We start from the raw sequence: 18,400 nt of genomic DNA on the forward strand, positions 1-18,400 counted from the left end.
GTCGGCCGGCCTGCTGCACTGCTCGCTGACGGCGGTGGGCGATCCTGCTAGGCTTGGCCAGTTGAGCCGGACGGAGCATCGTGATGGACGCAATGATCCCGAAACACCAGGACGCCGCCGATCAGCATTCTCACCTGGTTCGGCCGCAAGACATGGACTGGCAGACAACGCGCTTTCCCGGCTGCGAAGCCAAGACCCTGCTGTTCGACCGCCGTACGGGCCTGATGACCGCCTTGATGCGCTTTGCGCCGGGGGCGGTGCTCCCCGACCACGAGCATGTCGGCATCGAGCAGAGCTGGGTGATCGAAGGCACCCTCGTCGACAAGGAGGGGCCTGCTCAGGGCATCGTCTGCAAGGCCGGTGAGTTCATCTGGCGCGAGGCGGGGAGCCGGCACGCCGCCTGGTGTCCGGAGGGCGCACTGATCCTCGCGATCTTCCAGGTGCCGAACAAGTTCTTCGAAGCCGACGGCCGCGTCGTCGATGCCGCCGGTCAGGATTGGGACGAGACGTGGGGGCATACCGATGCGCAGCGTTGAGTGAGTCCTGTAGCCCGGATGGAGCGCAGCGTAATCCGGGGCCAGGCCACTCGCATCTCTCGACCGTCCGGGTCGCAAGAAACCCGGATTGCGCTACGCTCCATCCGGGCTACCGACTACCGGTTTCGTGGCAAGCTACGCGCCACGCATCAGCAGCGCCTTGAAGTCGGCCCGGGCGCGCTGCGCCTCGGCGCGTGCGACGTCCGAGGCATCGCCCATGCCGAAATAGCCGTGGATCAGGCCGGGGCCCTCATGGTGCTTGACCCGCACGCCAGCGGCCTCCAGTGCCCGCGCATAGGCCGCGCCCTCGTCGCGCAGGGGATCGAACCAGGCGGTGGTGACGACCGCCGGTGCGACGCCAGCGAGGGATGCCGCGCGCAGCGGCGAGACGCGCCAGTCCGAAGCATGGCCGGGATCGGCGAGATAATGGCCGCAAAACCATTCCATCGTGGCACGCGTCAGGAAGTAGCCGTCGGCATTTTCAGCGCGCGAGGGATAGCGCGCGTTCTCGCGCGCGTCGGCGTAGCCGCCGAGGACGTCGGTGACAGGGTAGACCAGCAATTGCGCGGCGAGCTTGAGGCCGGCATCGCGGCAGGCGATTGCCGTGGTTGCCGCGAGATTGCCGCCGGCACTGTCGCCGGCAACGCCGAGGCGTTTTGCATCGCCGCCAAATTCCGCGACGCGGTCAAACACATCGCTCACGGCGGCGAAGGCGTCCTCAAAGGCGCCGGGAAAGCGCGTTTCCGGCGGGCGTCGATAGTCGACGGAGATAACGACGGCGCCGGTCTCGATCGCGATGTTGCGGGCCTGCCGGTCGTGGGTCTCGATGTCGCCCGCAACCCAGCCGCCGCCGTGGAAGAACACCACGGTCGGAGCGGGCGTGGTGCCGACCCGGTAGACACGCGCAGGAAGCGGGCCGGCGCCGCCCTTCACCTTGATATCCTCGACGTGATCGACGGGCGGGGGCGGGATGGCGGCGCGGGAGGCAGCCAGTGCGCGCAAGGAATCGCGGGCGCTCTGTGGCGTCATGACAGCGAGGTCGCGCATCGGCATGAGCGGAATGATCTGGGCGATGACGGGGTCGAGCGGCGCGGCCATGGGCTTCCTCACAGGGTTCTTGGTCTTGCTTGCGGGTTAGCATAGATTTTGCGCGCCGCGTCGGCAACCGCATCATGTCGTAATGCCGGCGACGAACGGGCAGGGAGGTTCTTCGAGGTGGAATTCGAAACGCTGGTCCAGTCGCGCCGCAGCGTGCGCGGCTTCAAGAACGAGCCGGTGCCGCGCGCGGTGATCGAGGCGATCATCGAGAGCGCCAAGCGCGCGCCGTCGTCGATGAACACCCAGCCCTGGCATGTGCACGTGCTCACAGGCGGCCCACTGGAAGAGGTGCGCCGCCGCAACATGGAGGAGATGGTTGGCGGGGCCAAGGTCAAGCGCGACATCATCAGTCATGGCGAGTACCAGGGCGTTCACCGCACGCGGCAGGTCGACATCGCCAAGAAATTGTTCGGCGCGATGGGGATCGAGCGTGACGACAAGCCGATGCGGCAGGACTGGGTGCTGCGCGGCTTCCGCCAGTTCGACGCGCCGGTCTCGCTGGTCCTGACTTACGACCGCGTGCTCGATCCCGGCGCGGTCTGCCATTTCGATCTGGGCGCGCTCTGCTACGGCATCGTGCTCGCCGCGTGGGACCGCGGCCTCGGCTCCGTCATCAACGGGCAGGGCATCATGCGCTCCGACATCGTGCGCGAGGTCGCGAAGATTCCGGAAGACGAGGTCATCATGACCTGCGTCGCGATGGGTTATCCCGACGACGGCTTTGCCGCGAACGCGGTGCGCTCGGATCGCGAGCACAATCAGGAGTTTGTGCGTTACGTCGGTTTTGCCGATTAGCGTGCCGGAGAGGAGATTATTCTCCGCATTTTTTTGGTGCGGAGCCGTCAGCGGCCTCTTGCAATCTCGAAGGTGCGGGAGGAACAATGTGCTGACTGTGAGGTTTGTTGCTGGCGCGAGGGAATTGACATGCGGCGGCTGGCTAGCCTGGTTCGACGTTTCTTCGGCCCGCGAATGCGGCGCCCCATTGATGATGGTGATCCATCTCTTCCTTTCACATCCGAGGAGTTCGGACGGCTGATACGCAGCGGCCGGCACGAGGATATGAAGCTGCTGGCCGAGGGGCTGGCCTGCCGGTCGATTCCGCGCCGCGCCAGCTATCGCGCGACCCATTAGGGCGCGTTCGACACAGCGCAGTCGCGCTCACCGCGTGAGCGCGACCTGCTTGAATGAATGGAGCAGAGCCTTTTCCAGCTTGCCATTCATCCCGCACAAGACGTCGTAGGCCTCCTCACGCGGCATGGTCGGCTTGTAATGCCGGTGCTCGATGAGGGCTGCAAAAATATCGGAGATGGTGAGAATCCTCACGATGTCGCCAATGCTCTCGGCAGACAGACCATCGGGATAGCCGCTGCCGTCGAGATACTCGTGATGATGCCGAACGGCATCTAGAATTTCCGGTGAAATCTTGTCGTGTCCCTTCAGAAATTCGAAACCCGCAGCCGGATGGGTTTCAATCAGGGCGCGTTCCTCCGCATCGAGGCGGCCGGGCTTGTCGAGGATGGCGAGCGGGATCTGCGCCTTGCCGACGTCGTGGAACATGGCAGCCGAGTAAAGGCGCTCCAGATCGGCTCTTCCAACGCCGAGGCTCAGGCCGAAGTCGATGGCGACGCCGGTCACGAGCAGGCAGTGTTGATAGGTTCCCTCGTGGTGGCGCCGTACCGTCGTGAGCCATTCCGATAGCCCCCGTTGGGTGATGCGATCTGCGATCTGACGGCCAGCCTCCTTGGTGCCGTCGACGTCGAGAGGCGCGCCGAGGGTGACCGCCGTAAACATCGAGGCGATCGCGGTTGCCGCGGCCTCGACCGCGTTGTCGGATTGTGTGGTCGCGCTCGATGAGACAGAAGGATCCGCCGGACCGGACAGGGCCGCCAGCAGTCTGGACCGGTTGACCGTACCGGGCAAGACGAGCGTCGCCCCGAGCGCGTAGGCTTGCGAGATGCCGACGTGAGAGCTGTGTTCGAGCAGAAATATTCGTTTCCCTGCCTTGGCGAGCTTGCCGGCCCGCTTCTTGATCGCCGCGATATTGTCGATGTCGCGCAGGTCCGCGCGGATGACGATGGCGGAGGGCACCCGCGTCAACTTGGCTTCGGCATCCAGGCGTTCTCCGGCGACGGCGAAGCGCTCCTCGAGAATTGAGCAGATGCCGGCCAGCTTGTCGGATGTGTCGGCAAGCACATGCACGAAGGAGCGGCCCGAGTCCCTCTCGCGGAGGCTGTCTGGGTTGGCAAGGCCGACGATGGTTCGCGCGTTCTGCACGGCTTGACCTGCGATGTCTCGGATGGCGGGATGTACGATCGGCTAAATCATCCTGTGGCAGTTTGTGTCTTTGCCGGCGGTGCGCTCACGGACTTCTTCTTTCCATCCGTTGTGACGAAATGAACGCCGGCGGTGGTGCCGTCGATCCAGACCAGTTCGCAGCGCCGATAAGCTAGCCCGGTCGACGACAACACCAGGAAAAATTCCTTGGCCTGGAGCACGTCCAGCGTGCCCTCGACCTCGACTTTCGCCCCGGTCTGCGACACGTCGAGCAGGAAGCAACTGCGCCGCCATGTGCCGTCCGAGCCCATCAGGTTGACAGGCTGGCGGTGATCCATCTTCACGCGCGACGCCTTGCGACCATCGAACTTCATCGGTTGACCCCCGCTTTTACGCTGCGATGTCCCGGATCGCCCGTACCTGTGCGCGCCGCGATTTCCCCCCACCGCACCGTCCATTGGCTGGTCGACAAGAGCAGTGCTTCGAAATGGTGTTGCGCGCGCACGCGCTCGGCATAGGAAAGCCGAGACCCGCTGCGGTTGCTCAGGATGGCAAGCGTGGTCTGCCAGTTAAGCCGCGAAGCCCGACAGGCCATGACCAGGCCTTCGCAATCGTCGTCGGTCATGACATGTTCCACAATCTCGATCGGCGCTCCTGAAAGCACCGACAACGCCACGAACAAATTGGCGGTCTCGCCGCGGATCGCGAAGCGGTTCACGGTGGAATCGTTGAGCTTGCCGATGCGGTTGAGCGCGACGATCTCCGGCCGCGCACTTGCATAGGCGGCGGAACCCGGCAGCTTGGGCACAATTGGCGCGGCCGCTTGCGTAGGCGGGGCGGAGGGAGCTCTTGGCTCCGCGCGCACGTTGGGGATGGGGGAGGCCGACAGCAGCTTCCGAAGGACCGGGTCGGGCGTCCCCGGTCTGAGTGCCAGGGCCTTTGTGAGTTCGTCATCACCTGCGCACATCGCAACGAGAGCAAGGTAGGCGGCATCGGAGAGCTGTGCCCCTGCATTGCCGATCAGTGCAAGGTGGACGGCGCGGCCGCCGCGCCTGACAAGCGTGTCAGCTAACGCCGGTTCGATATGCTCGCGTGCAGCGATCGCCAGTTGTTGTCGTTCGCTGCTCGACGTCGCGATCGTTTCGAGATCGGACATAGACAGCGCCTGTGATTTGAGCAGAACGGGACAGGCCACGTCGGGATCGTCGTGTGAGGCGAGACGTCGCAACGTCTCCGGCGGAGCCACCTTGAGCTCCGCAAGCTCCACGCCGAGCTGAACCAATGCGCTGGCTTCGACCCGCTCCGTCAATCGCAGCAGGACGCCATCGACCACATTGGCGAGCAATTCCTGGGAGCGGTCGCGGCTGCCCGCCAGCAGCTGCAAAATGCCTTCGAGGATGCGGGCGCAACGGTCCAGCGGGCAGGTTGCGACCGCATCCTCCAACTCACCCAAAATATCGGCAGGCGAATTTGCCGTCATGGCAGGAGCCTGAATGAAATGAATTTGACAATCTAACGAGCTTCATTGCGCCTTAAGCGCGTTAATGGCATTTTAAACGTCGAGTATCGCAGTACCGGTTGCGCGACGAATTCCCGAAAAACGCTATCGAAATTCGGCGAGATCTGAAGTCGCGGCTTGTCCTTTCGGTCTTACCCTCCTCAACTTGACAGGACACGTTGAGATTGATTCTCGCAGTTTGACGCAAAAACCGAAGCGGGAAGGGACCCGGCACTGCCGGACCCGCGTCAATTGCGGCGCAGCATTTCCTGGCACCATGAACAGTATTGATGACGTGCCCGGGTTGGCACCCAAAGTATTTCGCTTTTCAGAGTCGATGAATTTCGGAATGCCATCCGGGGCCTGAACTTCGAATTCACGCCGTTCGTGCGGAGGATTTCGGCCGAGCAGATCATTCTGTCGTTGCCCGGCTGCGACGTGAATCTGACGACCGCATTTCCGCGCGTGGTCGACGCGCAGCTCGTCGAGAATTGCACGGCGGTCGGCTTCACCATGGACGAGCTTGACGTTCCCATCCGTTTCAACGGCTCCCAGCGTGCGCGCCCGGCCATCGTCGTCGGCAGCGGCGGCGCGGGCTACACCATCATCGAGGAGGTGCAGCGGCAAATTGCTTCGGTGGTTTTCAGGCCGGAGGTGGCGGACCGCGGCTGGCCAAGACCGGCGCAGAGCTTCAAGATTTTCGAGACGAGCGCCGCGGGCTTGGATCGTTTGCGCGTCATCGTACGTGAGGTGCTAGCCGCGGCTTCGGACCCCGTGCGGGCCTCAGATATTCCCCTCAAGGCAAGAGCAATGAAGGAGTCTTTGCTCGCAGCTGTCGACCACGCACTTGAAGACGTTGTCTCGGTGCGCTGGACCCTGCGCCCCAATGACGAGCGAAACTTCAGGATATTCCGGGAGATCAGTGCGCTTTTGTCCGATGATCTCTCGCAGCCGATCTACAGCGAGGAGATTGCGCGCAAGCTCGGGCTGTCCGTCCGCACCATGCACGACGTCATCCCCCGCTATCGCGGCATGAGCCTGCACCGGTACTTGCGCCTGCGCCGGTTGTGGCTGGTGCGCCGGCGGCTGCTGGCGGGCGCCGATAGCGTCAAGACCGTCGCGCTGGCGTTCGGCTTCTGGCATCTGAGCGACTTCTCCCGGAGTTACCGCGAGCAATTTGGCGAGACGCCGTCGCAGACTTTGGAAGGCGGGCGCGGTCGCTAGCTGGCAAATGGGGTAGGATCACATGGCGGTTTCGTGCTACCGTCCCGGCCATGAGCAATCGCATTCTCGTCCTCTACGGTTCCTACCGTTCCGACCGCATGGGCATCCGCCTTGCGAATTTCGTCATCAATCGGCTGCGCGGGCGCGGCGACGACGTCGAGTTCATCGACGCCAAGGCGATCGGCCTGCCGATGCTCGACCGCATGTACAAGGAATATCCCAAGGGCGCGGCGCCCGAGGCGCTGGAAAAGCTGGCCGCGCAGATCCGCGGCGCCGACGGTTTTGTCTTTGTCACCGGTGAGTACAATTGGGGCATTCAGCCGGGCCTGAAGAACCTCACCGACCATTTCCTCGAGGAGTGGTTCTGGCGCCCGGCCGCGATCGTGAGCTATTCGGCCGGCCGGCTCTCGGGCGCGCGTGCGTCTACGGCCTGGCACGGCACGCTGTCGGAGATGGGCATGGTGGTGGTGTCGAGCACCATCGGCGTCGGCCCGATCGCGCAGACGCTGTCCGAGGACGGCGAACCGATCGGCGACGGCGGCAAAGCGCTGGAACGCTCGTTCCCGCGCTTTGCCGACGATCTGCAGTGGTGGATCGAGGCCGCCAAGGCGCAGCGGGCGCGCAAGGCGCCGCCGTACTAGGCCCGGCTGCGTAGCCCGGATGGAGCGAAAGCGTAATCCGGGGCAGTGCCGATGACGTTCGAATCCCGGATTTCGCTGCGCTTTATCCGGGCTACGAGTTCATGCCTTTAAGCCGCCCGGACCTCGCCGAGGAAACGGTCGAACTGTCCGGCGAGATCGCGCGACTGGGTCGAGAGCTGCTCGGCGGCGACCAGCACTTCCCGTGCGGCAGCGCCGGTGTCGTCGGCGGCGCGCTGCACGCCCGATATGTTGGTGTTGACCTCCTGGGTGCCGCGGGCGGCCTCCTGGACGCTGCGGGAGATCTCCTTGGTGGCCGAGCCCTGCTCCTCGATCGCCGCGGCAATCGCGGTGCCGATCTGGTCGATCTCGCCGATGACGTCGGCGACGTTGCGGATCGCGGCCACGGTCTCGTCGCTCGCGGTCTGGATCGCCGTGATCTGCTCGGAGATCTCGGTGGTGGCCTTGGCGGTCTGGCCGGCCAGTGACTTCACTTCCGAGGCGACCACGGCAAAGCCGCGACCGGCATCGCCGGCGCGCGCGGCCTCGATCGTGGCGTTGAGTGCGAGAAGATTGGTCTGCTCGGCGATGCTCTGGATCAGCGTGACGACGTCGCCGATCTTCTGGGCGCCCTCAGCGAGCATGCGCGCGGTGTCGCCGGTGCGGCGGGCGTTGTCGACGGCGCGGGCCGCGATCTCGGTGCTCTGCGCGACCTGACGGCCGATCTCGGAGATCGAGGAGGTCAGCTCCTCGGTGGCGCTGGCGACGGTTTGCACATTGGTCGAGGTCTGCTCGGAGGCAGCCGCGACCACCGCGGCCTGGCTGTTGGTCTGGGCCGCCGTCGAGGTCATCGACTGCGCGGTGGTTTCCATGGTCGAGGACGCCCGCGAAAGGCCGCCGACGAGCTCGGTGACCTTGGCCTCGAACGCGCGGGTGAGCTCGTCGAGCGCCTGGGCGCGGCGCATCTTGCCGTCGTTTTCGGCCTGCTTCTCGGCCGCCAGCCGGTCGGCCCGGATCATGTTGTCCTTGAAGACCTGAACGGCCGCAGCCATCGCCCCGATCTCGTCGGAGCGCTCGGCGCCGGGGATGCTGTCCGCAACCTCGCCCTCGGCGAGCCGCGACATCCGGCTCGTCAGGTGGACGATCGGTGCGCAGACGCGGCGGCGAACCATCACGATGAGACCGGCGCTCGCGATCAACACGGCGGCAAGGCCGGCAAGCGCGATGATGAAGCTGGTGCGCGCGGCAGAGGAGGCGCCGGCGAGGATCTGCTCGGCGTTGTCGTAGAAGGCGTCGCGGACCTCGATGATGGTGCTGAGGCCGCGCTGGGTGGCGGCGTAATAGGTCTCCATGTCGTGTTCGTACTTGCCGCTGATGGCACCGTCCTTGACCAGCTTGAGCTCGCGGCCGAACTCCTCGACATAGATCGAATTGAACTTCTCCAGGGCCGCGGCGACGTTCGCCGGAGTAGCCGGATTGCCGCGCAGTTCCAGCAGCGCCATCACGAGCTGGTCGTTGCGGCCCTGGGAGCGACCGATGTCGGCCTTCTCGGTGTCGGTCGCCGGCTTCTTGCCGCCGACGAGGTTCTTGTGCAGGCTGGAGTTGAAACCGCCGACGTCGCGCAGCGTCATGGCCGTGTTGGCGTAGCTTGCCTGCCGGTAGGCGTCGCCGTTCAGGATCGCCATGCGGCGGACCTGCTCGTTGAGCAGCGCGGTCACGCTGGCGTTGAGCACGGCGTTGTCGGCGACGATCTTCTTGGCTGCGTCCTTGCGCGCCTCCGCAGGTCCGGTGAGCGCCTTGTCGATGGCCGCGCGGAGTGCGGTGAATTTCGAATTGATGCCGTCGATATTGCCACCGATGGTGTTGCCGTCGTCGAAAGAGCCGGGCAGCTCCTTGCGCAGCGCGTTCATCTTGTCGCGCGCGCCGTCGGTCTGCTTGCGCAGCTTGTCCTGCTCGGTCAGGAGCGCCGGGTCCACCGCCGCCGGCCCGTAGAGGATGTTGGTGGAAAAGCCGCGCTCGGGATTGAGGTAGCGCGGGATGTCGCTGACGGCGCGGGCGATCGAAAGCCGGCCTTCCGCTTCGGTGATCCGCTCCATCGTCTGGTACTTGGTGACGGCGACGTAGACGGCGAGGCCGCCGCCCACGGTCGAGAGCGAGACGATGGCGGTGGTCAGGAGCGTACCGATTTTCATGATCTGTCCGGCAAATAACGGAGAATTATTTTGCCCGGACGATAGTTTGCCCGTGTTAATCCCGGGTTTACGCTCCGGGTCGACGAAGCCGCCTCAGCTATAGGTCGCGCTGACCGATCCCAGCGGACCAAAATCGGCAAGGTAGGTTTCGCCAGCCTTCGGTCGCAGCATGCCGGTCAGCGTGCCCGTGCTGATGGTCTGGCCGGCCTTGAGGCCGATGCCGGTCCGCGACAGCTCATTGGCAAGCCAGGCCAGCGGCATCTCCACCGTATAAGGTCCTGCGCGCGGCGGCAGGTCGGCGCCGAGACGCGCCTGATCGGGACAAATCCATCGTTGCGTATCCAAATCTATCTGGTGACTCGGGTGAGGGCGGCGGTCAGCACGATCTCCAGCTCTTCCTGGACCTGATCGAGCGCGTCCGCGCGGCGGCTGGCACGGCACATCGCAACCGTGCCTTCGATCGAAGCCACGACGAGCGTTGCAAGTCGCTCCGCGCGTTCCGCGGCCAGCCCTTCACGCAGCAAGGCTGCGTGCATGATCTGCCGCCACTCTGCGAACACGCCATCGGCGAGGTCGAGCAGTTGCTGCTGCGCGGCGTCATCGTCCTTGTCGGAGACCTCGCCGACATAGCGGTCGACGGCGACGGCGAGCACCGGGCATCCGGCCTCGAAGCCGGTTGCCTCCAGCCGGCGGCGCCAGGAAGCCACAAAGGCCCGCAAGCCGTCGATCACACCGCGGTCGCGCATGGCCTTCTCCAGGGGAGTGGACACCTGGGTGCCCGCGAAGATCACGGCTTCGGCGATCAACTGCCGCTTGCCGTCCGGAAAGTGGTGACCAATCGAGCCGCGCGGGGTCGCCGTGTGTCGAACGACGTCGCGCATGCTGGTGGCATTGACGCCGCGTCGGCTCATCAAATCGGCGGCGCCGGCGATCATCTTGTCGCGTGTGGTGGTCATCGGGGGTCCGTAATTGGCATCCGCTATCTAGACTATGACGATTGACATAATCAAGCGAGGCTGAGATATGACGTATGTCATAGTTTCGGGAAGGGCACCCTTTGACCATCATCACGATCATGGAGAAGGCGCATGAGCGAAGGACACATTCGGACCGAAGTGCACGGCCACGTTCTCAAGATCATCATCGACAACGCCGCGAAGAAGAACGCGTTCACGCCGGCGATGATGGAGCAATTGTCCGATGCGCTGACCGAGCTGCACGACAATGAGGCCTATCGCGTCGGCGTGATCTGCGCCGAGGGCAGGGATTTCACCGCGGGTCTCGACATGCCGAAATTCTTCGGGCCGACCGCGGAGAAGCGCAACATCAGGGAAGGCAATGTCGATCCGTTCGGCCTTGCCAAGCGCTGTCGCAAGCCGATCGTGACCGCCGTGCAAGGCATCGTGTTCACGATCGGCATCGAGCTGATGCTCGCCGGCGACATCGTGGTGGCCGCTGCGGACGCGCGCTTCTGCCAGATGGAATCCAAGCGCGGCATCGCGCCGCTTGGCGGCGCGCATTTCCGCTACCTTTCGCGCGCGGGCTGGGGCGATGCGATGTACCATCTGCTCCTGTGCGACGAGTTTTCGGCCGCGCGCGCCCATGCGATCGGCCTCGTCCAGGAGGTCGTGCCGGCAGGCGAGCAGGTCGAGCGTGCGATGACGCTCGCTGCGATCATCGCGGGCAATGCGCCGCTCGGCGTCCAGGTCACCAAGGAAGCGGCGGCGAAATATGTCGAAGGCGGCGAGGCGGCGGCGATCGCCTACATCCCGGAAATTCGCGCCCGCGTGCTCGGCAGCGCGGATGCGAAGGAAGGCATTCAATCCTTCATCGAGCGTCGTGCCGCAGTCTTCCAGGGGCGTTGATCAGACGCGCTAAACTTGCCGATCCAATTTCGACAGGATCTCCAGCGTGGCGCTGTCGCGTTCGCCTGCGAAATACCGGGCGAGTGCGTCACCGAAAATGGGCTGATCGGACACCGCGCCGAACAGCGTCATCGACGAGTGGAATTTGGCATCATCCGGCGCGCCGAGGATCGCGTTGATGCTCCGGCCCTCGACGGCGAGGACGAGCCCGGTGCATTCGACCAGGCGCGCCCCGAGCACCGGGTGGGCGAGATAGGCCCGGGCCTCCGCGCGGGAGCCGATGGCGTAGCGCTGCGACATGACGCTGAAGCCGAGACCTGCGATTTGCGGGAAGACAAACCACATCCAGTGGCTCTGTTTCCGCCCCCGGGTCAGCTCCGCCTGAACGTCGCGATAGACCGGGTCCTGGGCCCGGACAAAGCGCTGGAGATCGAACGGATCGGTCATTTGATACCTTAGGATGCCTGGTCGGGCCCTTGCCGGCCGCGATTATGCCTAACTTTTGGCTCCCAATGTGGTAGCTGGTATAGAGTCTCTGGGTGGGGGTGGGTCCCCCCGGGGGTCGATTTGGGGATCTGATGGTTTCCGACCGCGCAAGCGCCGAGAGGCTGTTGTCGCGCCGCCGTATCGGGCGAGCGGAGACGATATTGCTGTCTTTGGCCGCCGTCGCGCTGGCACTGGGGGCTGCGGCCTGGGTTGCCGATATCGGCGATTCCAGTTCGCTGGTCACTGCCGCACTGCCGCCGGGCAATGGCCCGTCTTTCGAGGACCGCTTTGCTTCGGCGTCCGGCAATCCGTCTGCCCGGGAGCTTGGCCTGCGAACGATGGAGCGTTCCGCGTTGAACGCGGTCCAACTCAAGCTGCGCGACGCCAAGGCGATGCTGGCCCAGAAGCTCCAGGGCGACGAGTGGCGCTCGACCTTGACCGAAGACGACCGGCAGACGGTCGACGAGACCAGGCCCGCCACGCAGCGCGCCGACGCCGTTCCCATGCCGCGCTCGCGCCCGGCGCAGGCGGACTTCTCCGCCCAGATCGCGTCCAGCCAGGCCTATGCCGAGACCAACCCCAGGGTCGACAACCGCAACTTCTTCGAAAAATTCACCGACAAGATCAGGCTGGCGTCGCTGACGCCCGGCGACGGCCTGCTCGGCAGGGCGCCGGATCTCGCCGCGCTCGGCTACGATTCGCGGACGGCGGTCTATGACATCAAGGCCAAGGCGCTGTACCTGCCGAGCGGCGTCGCGCTGGAAGCCCATTCGGGCATGGGCGCGCTGATGGACGACCCCGATCATGTCGATCAGCGCATGGTCGGTGCGACCCCGCCCGCGATCTACGACCTGAAGCCGCGCGAAAAGCTGTTCCACGGCATTCGGGCGCTGCGCCTGACGCCGACCGAGGGCACCAGCGCGCTCGGCCGCGTCGGCCTTTTGACCCACAGCTACATGCTGGGCCCGCGTGGTGATTCCAACGGCTGCGTCTCGATCAAGGACTATGATCGTTTCCTCAAGGCTTGGGACAACGGCGAGTTCAACCGTCTCGTCGTGGTGCCGAGCCTGAGCGGATCGGCGACCGCCTCGCAGCGCGCGAGCACCGACTCCTGATATTTGCCTGCTTGCTGTGGGGCTGCCGTTTCCCCTTCGTTAAGCCGTCATCGTCCAGAAGCAGCCCATGAGTAGTGATCCATCAAGTTCCGAGACCCCGCTGCGTACGACGTTCAAGATCAAGTTGAACGGTGACACGCTGGCGATCGCGACTGTCGGCCAGGCCTATCAATTTCTGACCAACTTCAAGTCGGTCGAATGGATGGAATTCCGTTCCCTGCATGAGGACGCCGTCGCCGCACTGGAAGGCGCGGCCGGTAACGCGATGCTGGCGGTGCAGGCGACCAATGCCGTGCGCGCGCTGTTCGTCAGCGCGAAGCTGCTCTGAGGACCGCTCGTAGTCCGGATGGAGCGGAAGCGTAATCCGGGATTGCGTGCGTCGGCGGCACTGTCCCGGATTGCGCTGCGCTCCATCCGGGCTACAAGCCTTCACGCATCTTGAACTCTGCTCTCGGAACAGGCAAACGGTCCGCCAAGACCGTCGCCGAAAAACCCATACGTTTGAAAATTGGATTCAGGGGAGAGCCCATCATGAAACGCCGTACATTCCTCAAGGGTGGTGCTGTCGCCGGCGCGACGACGCTGGTTGCTGCACCTGCGATCGCGCAGAGCGCGCCCGAGATCAAATGGCGTTTGACCTCGAGCTTCCCGAAGTCGCTCGATACCATCTACGGCACGGCGCAGACCTTCGCGAAATATGTTGCCGAGGCCACCGACAACAAATTCCAGATCCAGACCTTTGGCGCCGGCGAGATCGTTCCGGGCTTGCAGGCGCTCGACGCCGTCAGCACCGGTTCGGTGGAGATGGCGCAGACCCCGCTCTATTTCTACATCGGCAAGGAGCCCGCGCTGGCCTATGCCACCGGCGCGCCGTTCGGCATGAACCATCGCCATCAGGAATCCTGGTGGCACTTCGGCGGCGGCGCCGATCTCACCAATGAGGCGCTGAAACCGTTCAAGGCGCACGCCATCCTCTGCGGCAATTCCGGCACCCAGATGGGCGGCTGGTTCCGCAAGGAGATCAAGACCGTCGACGATCTCAAAGGCCTCAAATTCCGCATCGCCGGCATGGGCGGCCACGTGCTGGCCAAGCTCGGCGTCGTGCCGCAGCAGATCGCGGGCGGCGACATCTATCCGGCGCTGGAGAAGGGCACGATCGACGCGGTCGAGTTCGTCGGTCCCTATGACGACGAGAAGCTCGGCTTCCAGAAGGTCGCCAAATACTATTACTTCCCCGGCTGGTGGGAAGGCGGCGCGATGCTGCACATGATCGTCAATGACGAGAAATGGGCCTCGCTGCCCAAGCAGTACCAGGCGATCGTCAATCAGGCGGGTGCGGCCGCCGGCGCCTGGATGCTCGAGAAATACGACAGCGTGAATCCGGCGGCGCTGAAGCGTCTGATCGCCAATGGCGCGGAGCTGAAAGCGTTCCCGCAGCCGGTGCTGGAGGCCTGCTACAACGCGACCCAGGACCATCTGAACGAGCTCGCCGCCAAGAGCGATCTGTTCAAGCGGACCAAGGAGAGCCACGACGCGTATATGAAGGAGCTGCTGTTCTATACGCAGATCGCGGAAAACTTCTACGACAACTATTTGCTCAGCAAGATGCGCAACAAGACCTGATCGGAAGAAGAGGGCGCGGTGTTGACGCCGCGCCCAGCTCCGTAGCCCGGATGGAGCGTAGCGCAATCCGGAATCCCGCACGTCCAACGGCACCGTCCCGGATTACGCTTCGCTCCATCCGGGCTACGAGACTGATTGCGTCGGTACGGCGTGACCCTATTGCGCCGCGCCCAGCCCAAGCTTTGCATAGATCCGCCGTGCATACGCGCCGAAGGCATCCGTGGTCTTCAGCGGAAGGTCGCGCGGGAAGGGCAGGTCGATCGGGAAATAATCGGCCATCTTCGCCGGGCCCGCGGTCAGCACGGCGCAATGCGACGACAGGAACACCGCTTCCTGGATCGAATGCGTGACGAAGATGATGGTCTTGCCGCTCTCGCGCCAGATACGCAGCATCTCCAGGTTCATCTGCTCGCGCGTCAGCGCATCCAGCGCGCCGAACGGCTCGTCCATCAGGATCAGCTTGGGATCGTGGATGAAGGCGCGCGCGATCGCGGTGCGCTGCTGCATGCCGCCGGAGAGCTCCCGCGGATATTTCTGCTCATAGCCGGCGAGCCCGACGAGGTTGAGCAGGTCGCGCGCCCGTTCGCGCGCGGCCTTCATCGGCAAGCCGACGATCTCGGCCGGCAGCAGCACGTTGTCGAGAATGGTGCGCCATTTCAGCAGCAGGGCCTGCTGGAAAACCATGCCGATGTCGCGGGTCGGATCGAACGGGCTGTCGGCATTGCCGATCTTCACGCTGCCGCCATCGGCACCGTGCAGGCCGGCCAGGATCTTCATCACCGTGGTCTTGCCGCAGCCGGACGGCCCGACCAGCGAGACCAGCTCACCTTCCTGCACGTCCATGGTGACGTCGGACACCGCCAGGAATTCGGCGCCGCCGCTGCGATAAACCTTGCGGACGCCCTGCAGGCTGATGAAGGGGGGTGGACTCATGCCAGCCATTTGTCCAGGTTCGCGGCGACAAAAGTATCGTCGCTGAGGTCGGCGTGCTCGCGCGTGACGCGATCGATCTCCTCCTTTTGGCCGGGACTGAGGCCTTCGTTCGGATCGAGGCACCACAGGCCCTGCATCAGGCCCTGGCGGCGCAGGATTTCGTGGCAGCCGGCGATGCAGCCGTGAAAATTGTTGGCGACGTCGAAGAAGGCGCTGTTGCAATCGGTGACGCGGGCATCGAGGGCGAGCAGGTCGGCCGGGACGCTGTCCTTGTGCCGCGCCGCCTTGCAACGCTCGAACTGCTTGATGGCGCTCGCGGTCCACACCGACCAATGGCCGAGCAGGCCGCCCTTGAAATAGGTGCGCGTGGTGACGCCCTTGTCGCGCAGGTCGAACGGCAGCACCAGGTCGAGCAGGATGTGATCGTCATTGCCAGTGTAGAGCGCGACGCGGTCGAGCGCGCCGGCGGCCGCGACGCCGCGCAGCACATCGAGGGTCCGATAGCGGTTGAACGGCGCAATCTTGATCGCGATGACATTGTCGATCGACGCAAAGCGCTGCCAGAACCGGCTCGACAGGATGACGCCGCCGACGGCGGGCTGCAGGTAGAAGCCGACCAGCGGGATTTCCGCGGCGACCGCCGTGCAATGCGCGATGATTTCGTCCTCGGAGGCGCTCTTCATCGCGGCAAGGCTGAGAAGGCCGGCGTGATAGCCGATGTCACGGGCGGTGCGGGCTTCGGTGACCGCCTGCGCGGTCGGACCTGCAAGCCCCGCGACCATCGCCAGCGGACGCTTGGTCCAGTTGGCCGCGGTCTCGGCGGCAAGCTCGAGCACGGGCCGGTAGAGGCCGACATCGCGGATCGCGAATTGCGTGGTGTGCACGCCGACCGCAAGGCCGCCTGAGCCCGCGTCGATGTAATAGCGCGTCAACGCGCGCTGATGCGTCTTGTCGAGCTGGCGCTCGGCGGTGAGCGCGAGGGGATGGGCCGGCAGCACGGTGCCGTCGGCAATCAGCTGGCGGACGTCGCGGTTGATCTGGCTGTGATGCATGATGTCCTATCCGAATTCGGGGCCGGCGACGGCGAATGGCATGTCTTCACCCGTGACGGTGGCGGGGCCGAAGCGCATGCGCTGGAACGGCCGCTCGATGGTCCAGCCGGAGGCGGTCAGTCCGTCCAGGAATGCTCCCTGCGAGGCGATGGCGTCGAGCAGCAGCGGGCTGGTCTCGGAGCGCACGATCGCGTCGACCAAGCCCAGCGCTGCCGCGGCGTCGTCGGCCAACAACGGGCCGACATGGCGGGCGGTGCGGCCGTCGCGCACCAGTGCGATGGCGCCATTTTCGGCGACGATGCGCGAGCCGGGACGTTGGGCGAAGGCTTCGAGGAGGGCGGTCCGATCGAAACCGGTGGCCCGCTGATCTCGTGCGCGAAGCGCATCGAGCGTCGCGGATGACGATGGCGGCGCGGCGGGGCCCGCAGGCCTCGCCAGCTTCAAGCGACGCAATTGCAGCGTCGGCGTGAACCCCAACGGCCCGTAGACGGCCGCGCCGTCAGGCGTAGCGTCGAGCCAGCTGGTCAGGCCGTTCCGACGCGCCGTCTCCAGGCAGGCATCGACGAGACGGGTGGCGTAGCCGCGGCGGCGATGCGTCGCTGAGACCAGCACCATGCTGATCCAGGCGTTGTTGCCGGAATAAGGCAGCAGGGCCGCCGTGGCGACCAGCCGCATGCCGTCGCGAATGCCGAAGACGATTCCGTCGCGCAGGAAGATGCGCCAGTCGTCCTCGGTCTGGTTCCAGTGCGCTTCCGTCGAGAGCGCCAGCCCGGCGATCGCGTCCTCGATGCCGAGCTTGAGGAGGGGCGGGGCGTCAGTAACGGCCATCGCGCACCTCGTATTTGGTGGGCTTGCCGAGGCTCGGCATGGCGCGCGAGACCCAGTCCGCGGTCCAGGCGATCAACTGCTCGGTGTCGACGACGGGAAGGCCGAACAGCGCGACCGCCTTGGAGGTGTCGGTCAGCCATGCGGTCGGCTCCTCCTTGCCCGTCAGCACCGGTGCGCGGCCGAACCTGGCGCCGAATTTCTGCGCGAGATCGCGCACCGCCAGGATCTCGTGGCCGCTGACATTGATCGGCGAGGTCGGTGTGGTGCAGTGGGCAAGGCAGCGCAGCGCCTGCGCGGAGGCATCGCCCTGCCAGATGAAGTTGACGTGGCCGAGGCTGACGTCGATCGGCGAACCCGTGAGCACCTTCGTCGCGATGTCGTGCAGCACGCCGTAGCGCATGTCGATCGCGTAATTGAGGCGGAACAGGCGCCCGGGCGTTGCGAATTTGTGCGAGAAATATTCGAACATGCGCTCGCGACCGACGCAGGATTGCGCGTATTCGCCGGGCGGGTTCGGCGCCATGTCCTCGGCCGAGCCTTTGCCGTCGACGGGCACGAACGGATAGACGCAGCCGGTCGAGAACGCCACGATGCGCGAGGACGGGAAGGCCTGTGCGACCAGGGCGGGCACGTGCGCGTTCATCGCCCAGGTCAGCGACAGATCGCCCTCGGCGCCGAACTTGCGGCCGGCCATGAAGACGATGTTGGGCGCTTTCGGTAGCGACTGGATCGCCTTTTCGTCCATCAGATCGCAATTGATGGTTTCGACGCCGCGCGTGTGCAGCCAGTCCTTCACGCCTGCTTCGCTGAAGCGGGCGACGCCGATGACGCGGCGATCGGGCACTGCGGCCTTGGCAAGGCCCGCCAGCGTAGGCCCCATCTTGCCGCCGACGCCGAGGATCATGATGTCGCCCTCGACCTTGGCGAGGTCGTCGATCAGCGCTTGCGTCGGCCGGCACAGCAGATCGTCGAGCGCCGCGATATCGGGAATGGTCTTCGGCAGGGTCTCGCGGGTGAGCAGCATGGATCGTTCCTTAA

General features: G+C 65.0%; 21 protein-coding genes. 9 read left to right on the forward strand and 12 right to left on the reverse strand.

What is annotated here, in order from left to right; translation table 11 throughout:
• Window positions 1-83: 83 nt before the first annotated feature.
• Window positions 84-536 (forward strand): cupin domain-containing protein, encoded by a 453-nt coding sequence (locus tag SE92_RS01865; RefSeq protein ID WP_063194212.1) that lies wholly within the window; start codon window positions 84-86, stop codon window positions 534-536.
• Between the two features lie 135 nt (window positions 537-671).
• On the opposite strand, the gene SE92_RS01870 is transcribed toward SE92_RS01865, so the two are convergent.
• Window positions 672-1,634 carry an alpha/beta hydrolase gene (locus SE92_RS01870; protein WP_063194213.1) on the reverse strand — a complete coding sequence of 321 codons (963 nt, stop codon included), beginning with the start codon at window positions 1,632-1,634 and terminating at the stop codon, window positions 672-674.
• A gap of 117 nt (window positions 1,635-1,751) precedes the next feature.
• Between SE92_RS01870 and SE92_RS01875 the strand changes: the two genes are divergently transcribed.
• Both SE92_RS01875 and SE92_RS34745 read left to right on the forward strand, forming a co-directional pair.
• Window positions 1,752-2,429, forward strand: coding sequence for a nitroreductase (locus SE92_RS01875; protein ID WP_063194214.1), 678 nt, complete (start codon window positions 1,752-1,754; stop codon window positions 2,427-2,429).
• A gap of 129 nt (window positions 2,430-2,558) precedes the next feature.
• Window positions 2,559-2,765: a hypothetical protein gene (locus SE92_RS34745; protein ID WP_084251728.1), complete on the forward strand. Its 207-nt coding sequence runs from the start codon at window positions 2,559-2,561 to the stop codon at window positions 2,763-2,765.
• Window positions 2,766-2,792: 27 nt separating this feature from the next.
• Here the strand turns inward: SE92_RS34745 and SE92_RS01880 are convergent, their stop codons facing one another.
• Genes SE92_RS01880 through SE92_RS01890 form a run of 3 tightly spaced genes read right to left on the reverse strand, consistent with a single transcriptional unit; the run spans window position 2,793 to window position 5,388 of the window.
• Complete coding sequence (locus SE92_RS01880) at window positions 2,793-3,908, reverse strand: HD-GYP domain-containing protein (RefSeq protein ID WP_063194215.1); 1,116 nt, start codon at window positions 3,906-3,908, stop codon at window positions 2,793-2,795.
• 47 nt (window positions 3,909-3,955) lie between these two features.
• Window positions 3,956-4,282 (reverse strand): PilZ domain-containing protein, encoded by a 327-nt coding sequence (locus tag SE92_RS01885; protein ID WP_063194216.1) that lies wholly within the window; start codon window positions 4,280-4,282, stop codon window positions 3,956-3,958.
• Window positions 4,279-5,388, reverse strand: coding sequence for a DUF2336 domain-containing protein (locus SE92_RS01890; protein ID WP_063194217.1), 1,110 nt, complete (start codon window positions 5,386-5,388; stop codon window positions 4,279-4,281). Before SE92_RS01890 ends, SE92_RS01885 begins: the two co-directional genes overlap by 4 nt.
• A 456-nt stretch (window positions 5,389-5,844) precedes the next feature.
• Between SE92_RS01890 and SE92_RS01895 the strand changes: the two genes are divergently transcribed.
• Complete coding sequence (locus tag SE92_RS01895; protein WP_245324418.1) at window positions 5,845-6,630, forward strand: AraC family transcriptional regulator; 786 nt, start codon at window positions 5,845-5,847, stop codon at window positions 6,628-6,630.
• 50 nt (window positions 6,631-6,680) lie between these two features.
• Complete coding sequence (locus SE92_RS01900; RefSeq protein WP_063194218.1) at window positions 6,681-7,271, forward strand: NADPH-dependent FMN reductase; 591 nt, start codon at window positions 6,681-6,683, stop codon at window positions 7,269-7,271.
• A gap of 107 nt (window positions 7,272-7,378) precedes the next feature.
• Here the strand turns inward: SE92_RS01900 and SE92_RS01905 are convergent, their stop codons facing one another.
• The 3 genes from SE92_RS01905 to SE92_RS01915 all read right to left on the reverse strand — a co-directional run bounded on the left by SE92_RS01905 (window position 7,379) and on the right by SE92_RS01915 (window position 10,395).
• Window positions 7,379-9,460, reverse strand: a complete 2,082-nt coding sequence (locus SE92_RS01905; protein ID WP_063194219.1) for a methyl-accepting chemotaxis protein — start codon at window positions 9,458-9,460, stop codon at window positions 7,379-7,381.
• 93 nt (window positions 9,461-9,553) lie between these two features.
• Window positions 9,554-9,805 carry a hypothetical protein gene (locus tag SE92_RS01910; protein WP_063194220.1) on the reverse strand — a complete coding sequence of 84 codons (252 nt, stop codon included), beginning with the start codon at window positions 9,803-9,805 and terminating at the stop codon, window positions 9,554-9,556.
• 2 nt (window positions 9,806-9,807) lie between these two features.
• The gene (locus SE92_RS01915) at window positions 9,808-10,395 is read right to left on the reverse strand and encodes a TetR/AcrR family transcriptional regulator (protein WP_245324419.1); all 588 of its coding nucleotides are present in this window, start codon (window positions 10,393-10,395) and stop codon (window positions 9,808-9,810) included.
• Between the two features lie 153 nt (window positions 10,396-10,548).
• Here SE92_RS01915 and SE92_RS01920 point away from each other — a divergent pair, with 153 nt between their 5' ends.
• The gene (locus SE92_RS01920) at window positions 10,549-11,325 is read left to right on the forward strand and encodes a crotonase/enoyl-CoA hydratase family protein (RefSeq protein ID WP_063194222.1); all 777 of its coding nucleotides are present in this window, start codon (window positions 10,549-10,551) and stop codon (window positions 11,323-11,325) included.
• A 9-nt stretch (window positions 11,326-11,334) separates the two neighbouring features.
• Here SE92_RS01920 and SE92_RS01925 read toward each other — a convergent pair whose 3' ends face one another.
• Complete coding sequence (locus SE92_RS01925; protein WP_063194223.1) at window positions 11,335-11,772, reverse strand: DUF1810 domain-containing protein; 438 nt, start codon at window positions 11,770-11,772, stop codon at window positions 11,335-11,337.
• A 200-nt stretch (window positions 11,773-11,972) separates the two neighbouring features.
• Here SE92_RS01925 and SE92_RS01930 point away from each other — a divergent pair, with 200 nt between their 5' ends.
• The 3 genes from SE92_RS01930 (at window position 11,973) to SE92_RS01940 (ending at window position 14,549) form a co-directional block, all read left to right on the forward strand.
• On the forward strand, window positions 11,973-12,926 hold the full coding sequence (locus SE92_RS01930; RefSeq protein WP_063203293.1) for a DUF2778 domain-containing protein: 954 nt from the start codon (window positions 11,973-11,975) through the stop codon (window positions 12,924-12,926).
• 67 nt (window positions 12,927-12,993) lie between these two features.
• Window positions 12,994-13,254: a hypothetical protein gene (locus SE92_RS01935; protein WP_063194224.1), complete on the forward strand. Its 261-nt coding sequence runs from the start codon at window positions 12,994-12,996 to the stop codon at window positions 13,252-13,254.
• 203 nt (window positions 13,255-13,457) lie between these two features.
• Window positions 13,458-14,549: a TRAP transporter substrate-binding protein gene (locus tag SE92_RS01940; protein ID WP_063194225.1), complete on the forward strand. Its 1,092-nt coding sequence runs from the start codon at window positions 13,458-13,460 to the stop codon at window positions 14,547-14,549.
• A gap of 156 nt (window positions 14,550-14,705) precedes the next feature.
• On the opposite strand, the gene SE92_RS01945 is transcribed toward SE92_RS01940, so the two are convergent.
• Genes SE92_RS01945 through SE92_RS01960 form a run of 4 tightly spaced genes read right to left on the reverse strand, consistent with a single transcriptional unit; the run spans window position 14,706 to window position 18,386 of the window.
• Window positions 14,706-15,491: an ABC transporter ATP-binding protein gene (locus SE92_RS01945; protein WP_063194226.1), complete on the reverse strand. Its 786-nt coding sequence runs from the start codon at window positions 15,489-15,491 to the stop codon at window positions 14,706-14,708.
• Window positions 15,479-16,534, reverse strand: a complete 1,056-nt coding sequence (locus tag SE92_RS01950) for a dihydrodipicolinate synthase family protein (protein ID WP_063194227.1) — start codon at window positions 16,532-16,534, stop codon at window positions 15,479-15,481. The genes SE92_RS01945 and SE92_RS01950 overlap by 13 nt, the downstream gene beginning before the upstream one ends.
• 6 nt (window positions 16,535-16,540) lie before the next feature.
• Window positions 16,541-17,362, reverse strand: coding sequence for a GNAT family N-acetyltransferase (locus SE92_RS01955; protein WP_063194228.1), 822 nt, complete (start codon window positions 17,360-17,362; stop codon window positions 16,541-16,543).
• Entirely contained in the window at window positions 17,349-18,386 is a 1,038-nt protein-coding gene (locus tag SE92_RS01960; RefSeq protein WP_063194229.1) for an NAD-dependent epimerase/dehydratase family protein, read from the reverse strand. The genes SE92_RS01955 and SE92_RS01960 overlap by 14 nt, the downstream gene beginning before the upstream one ends.
• Between the last annotated feature and the right edge of the window lie 14 nt (window positions 18,387-18,400).

The sequence above is a fragment of the Bradyrhizobium sp. AT1 genome (genome assembly GCF_001590795.1).
Lineage (GTDB): Bacteria > Pseudomonadota > Alphaproteobacteria > Rhizobiales > Xanthobacteraceae > Bradyrhizobium.